General features: G+C 77.3%; 3 protein-coding genes and 1 pseudogene. 3 read left to right on the plus strand and 1 reads right to left on the minus strand.

The genetic code is table 11. The features are described from left to right. Positions 1-547 (plus strand): annotated as a pseudogene (locus Q7T67_RS18195) (hypothetical protein); the annotation flags it as partial. 227 nt (positions 548-774) lie between these two features. After that, entirely contained in the window at positions 775-1,893 is a 1,119-nt protein-coding gene (locus tag Q7T67_RS18200; protein ID WP_304793119.1) for a hypothetical protein, read from the plus strand. A gap of 16 nt (positions 1,894-1,909) precedes the next feature. Here the strand turns inward: Q7T67_RS18200 and Q7T67_RS18205 are convergent, their stop codons facing one another. Then, positions 1,910-2,374 carry a nucleoside 2-deoxyribosyltransferase gene (locus tag Q7T67_RS18205; RefSeq protein WP_304793121.1) on the minus strand — a complete coding sequence of 155 codons (465 nt, stop codon included), beginning with the start codon at positions 2,372-2,374 and terminating at the stop codon, positions 1,910-1,912. A gap of 50 nt (positions 2,375-2,424) precedes the next feature. Between Q7T67_RS18205 and Q7T67_RS18210 the strand changes: the two genes are divergently transcribed. Further along, positions 2,425-3,360, plus strand: coding sequence for an aldo/keto reductase (locus Q7T67_RS18210; RefSeq protein ID WP_304793124.1), 936 nt, complete (start codon positions 2,425-2,427; stop codon positions 3,358-3,360). Positions 3,361-3,403 lie beyond the last annotated feature (43 nt).

Below are 3,403 nucleotides of genomic sequence, written 5' to 3' on the forward strand. Positions count from 1 at the left end.
CGCCGACGACCGGCTTCGGGGCCGTGGCCGGACCGGCGGACGTGCGGGGCCCGACCCGGCCGGCCCCACGGCCACGGGGACCGGGACCGGCGGCTGGGCCGCCGGGGTCTTCGCGGGCGCGACCGGGACCTCCGAGCCCGACGCGGACGCCGACGGCCTCGCCCCGGCGGTCGCCCGGGCCCTCGGCGGCGAGCTGCGCACCGCCCTGGAGCCTGGCGAGGAGGTCGGCCTCGTCGTCCCCGCCTCGACCTGGGCCAGCCCGCAGACCACGCTGGCGATCACGGACCGCCGGATCCTCTGGCTGCTCGACGACGCCCCGGTGCACCGGGTCCGGGTGCTCCCCTTCTCGGACGTCGTGGCCGTCGACGTCGTCGCGCCCAGGCTCTGGCGCCGCCGCGCGCAGGTCGTCTGCGTCGACCGGCGGGGTCGCCGGACGGCCTTCGGCGAGCTCGAGCCCGCCACGGCGGCCGCGGTCGCGCGGCGCGTCCGCACGCCCCCCGCAGGCGGCACCGCCTCCGGGGCCGCGCCCCGCCGCGCCGGAGGCTAGGATCCAGCGCCTCATGGACGACTGGTCGCTCGCAATCACCTTCATCCTCGCCGCCATCGTGCTGGCGTTCGGCATCAACCTGGCCGCCGGCGGGATCTGAGCCCCGGGACGGCGCGGCCTCCCGCGCCCGCCGTCCGAACGTCGTCGCGCCCGTTGCGCGGCGGCGCGCCACGCTGCACGCCGGGCTGCGGAGAAGCAGCGGTCCGGGCACTACGGTCTCGCGGCCGATGGTGCACCAGAACCCACGCGCCGCGGTCCGCGCTCCGATCGCCGGCCCCGGCCGACGCGCCGCGGTCCTCGCCCTGACCGCCGGCCTGCTCCTCGTCCCCTCCGCGGGCGCGACGTCGACCTCGACGCTGCAGGGACGGCTCGACGCCCAGGGCCGCCGCTCCCAGGCCGCCCGCCAGGGCCTGCACGCCGACCGCGCCCGGCTCCGTGCGGTCGCCGCACGGGTCCGCGAGCTGGAGGCGCAGCTCGCACCGCTGGACTCCGCCCTGCAGACCGACGCCGCGGAGCTGGACCGCCTGCAGACCGAGCTGCGCGACACCCGGGCGAGGCTGGTCGGCCTGCGCGCCGAGGCGGTGAAGGACCGCCGCGTGCTGTCCCGGCAGCTCCTGGCGCAGTACGAGGAGCCCGCGCCGGGGCTCGCCGACGTCGTCCTGGACGCGCGGGGCTACGCGGACCTCCTGGGGCGGGTCGGCCAGGTGCGCCGGATCGCCGAGCGCAACGCCCGCGTCACCGACCAGGTGCGGCGGGCGAAGGCCGCCGCCGCTGCGGCCGAGACGCACCTGCAGGAGGTCGCCGGACGCACGGCCGCCACCGTCGCCACCGAGCGCACGCGTCGCGACGCGGTCGCGCACGTCCGCCTCGAGGTCGTGCAGCAGGAGGCGACGATCGAGCGCAGCCGCGACCGCCACAGCACCCGCCTGAAGACCCTCGGCCGACGGGAGGACCGCCTCCGCGGGCAGCTCGTCCGGGCCCAGCGCGCCGCCGCGAAGGCCGCCGGCGTGCCGCTCTCGGGCGGGACCAGCCCGCAGGGCGGCTACGGCTTCTTCCCCGCCGCCGGCACGAACTACGGGATGCACGACGAGCCCGAGCTCGCCCGCCGCCTGGCGAAGATGGCGAAGGAGCTGCACCTGCACCTGATCGGCCTGTCGGGGTACCGCACGCCGCAGCACTCCGTCGAGGTCGGCGGGTTCGCCAACGACCCGCACACGCGCGGCGAGGCGTCCGACACCCCGGGTCTCGAGGGCGTCCCCGAGGCGACGCTGAACGCCTACGGCCTGACCCGGCCGTTCCCCGGCGCCGCCGAGGCCGACCACGTGCAGCTGCACGGCGGGGGCTGATCGCCCCGCCGCGGGCTCAGTCCGCGAGGTCCTCGCGCAGCCGGACGAGCAGCGCGTCGAGCGAGGCCTCGATCGTCCCGCCGCTCAGCGCGACGAACGTGGCGACCTGCAGGTTCAGCGGCACGCCGGGCTCGCCCGCCTGGCGCAGGTCGCTGCGGATCCCGAAGCAGCGCAGTCCCCGACCGGCCGCGTACCCGAGCTCGGCGACGGTGCCGCTGTCGGCCTCCTGCCCGTCGAGCTGGGCGACCAGCAGCTCGGCCCCGTGGATCGCCTCGGCGTTGCGCCGCCCGATCTCCAGCGCGACCTCGCGCTCGTGGCCGGCGGCGTGGGCGGCGGCGATCTCGTCCTCCGTGGTCAGCGACCACGGGTCGATCGGGTCGACGACCTCGGCGAGGCCGGGCAGCAGCACGTCGCGGTACCAGGGGCGGGTGGTCTCGGAGAAGCCGAGCGGCGAGGCGACGTAGCAGCGGGGGCGGGGCACGCCGGGACGGTACCGCCGGGCCGCGACGGAGCCGTTGCTAGCGTCGGCCCATGGCACGGCTCGGCAGCACGGACCTCGACGTCTTCCCCCTCAACCTCGGCGGCAACGTCTTCGGCTGGACCGCCGACGCGGCGACGTCGCACGCGGTGCTCGACGCGTACGCGGAGGCGGGCGGCAACTTCGTCGACACCGCGGACTCCTACACGGCGGCGGCCCCCGGCAACAGCGGGGGCGAGTCCGAGACGATCATCGGCGAGTGGCTCCGGCGCCGCGGACGGCGCGACGACCTCGTGATCGCCACGAAGGTCTCCCAGCACCCCGAGCGCAAGGGCCTGGGCCACGACAACGTCCTGGCGGCCGCCGAGGACTCGCTGCGGCGGCTGGGGACCGACCACATCGACCTCTACTACGCCCACTTCGACGATCCCGACACGCCGCTGGAGGAGACGCTCGCCGCCTTCGACGAGCTCGTCCGCTCCGGCAAGGTCCGCCACGTCGCCGGCTCCAACTACAGCCCGGAGCGGGTGATCGAGGCCCTGGCGATCCAGGACCGGGAGGGGTACGCCCGCTGGGTGGCCCTGCAGCCGCACTACAACCTCGTCGAACGGGCGGGGTTCGAGGAGGGCGGCCTGCGCGCGCTGGCCGAGCTCGAGGGCCTGGCGGTGCTGCCGTACTTCGCGCTGGCGAAGGGCTTCCTCACCGGCAAGTACCGCGAGGCGGGGGACGGGGAGGGCCCGCGGCAGGGTGGGGCGACCGCCTACCTCGACGACCGCGGTCGGCGGGTCCTGGCGGCGCTGGACGAGGTCGCCGCGGCCCACGACGCCCCGGTCACCGCGGTCTCGATCGCCTGGCTCGCCTCGCGGCCGACGGTCACCGCACCGATCGCGAGCGCCCGGAACGTCGCCCAGCTCGACGCGCTCCTGCAGGGCGCGCGGCTGCAGCTGCGCAGCGACGAGCTCGCCGCGCTGGACGCCGCGAGCGCCTGAGCCCCGGACGGCGCGGGGGCGGCGGTCCGGTGCCGGCCGCCGG

Source organism: Patulibacter sp. (assembly GCF_030655195.1).
In the GTDB taxonomy this organism is placed as follows: domain Bacteria; phylum Actinomycetota; class Thermoleophilia; order Solirubrobacterales; family Solirubrobacteraceae; genus Patulibacter.

What these genes read in the sequence shown, in the direction of transcription:
- Q7T67_RS18200 (WP_304793119.1), top strand. Translation starts at nt 775, where the DNA reads ATGGTGCACCAGAACCCACGCGCCGCGGTCCGCGCTCCGATCGCCGGC.
- Q7T67_RS18210 (WP_304793124.1), top strand. Translation starts at nt 2,425, where the DNA reads ATGGCACGGCTCGGCAGCACGGACCTCGACGTCTTCCCCCTCAACCTC.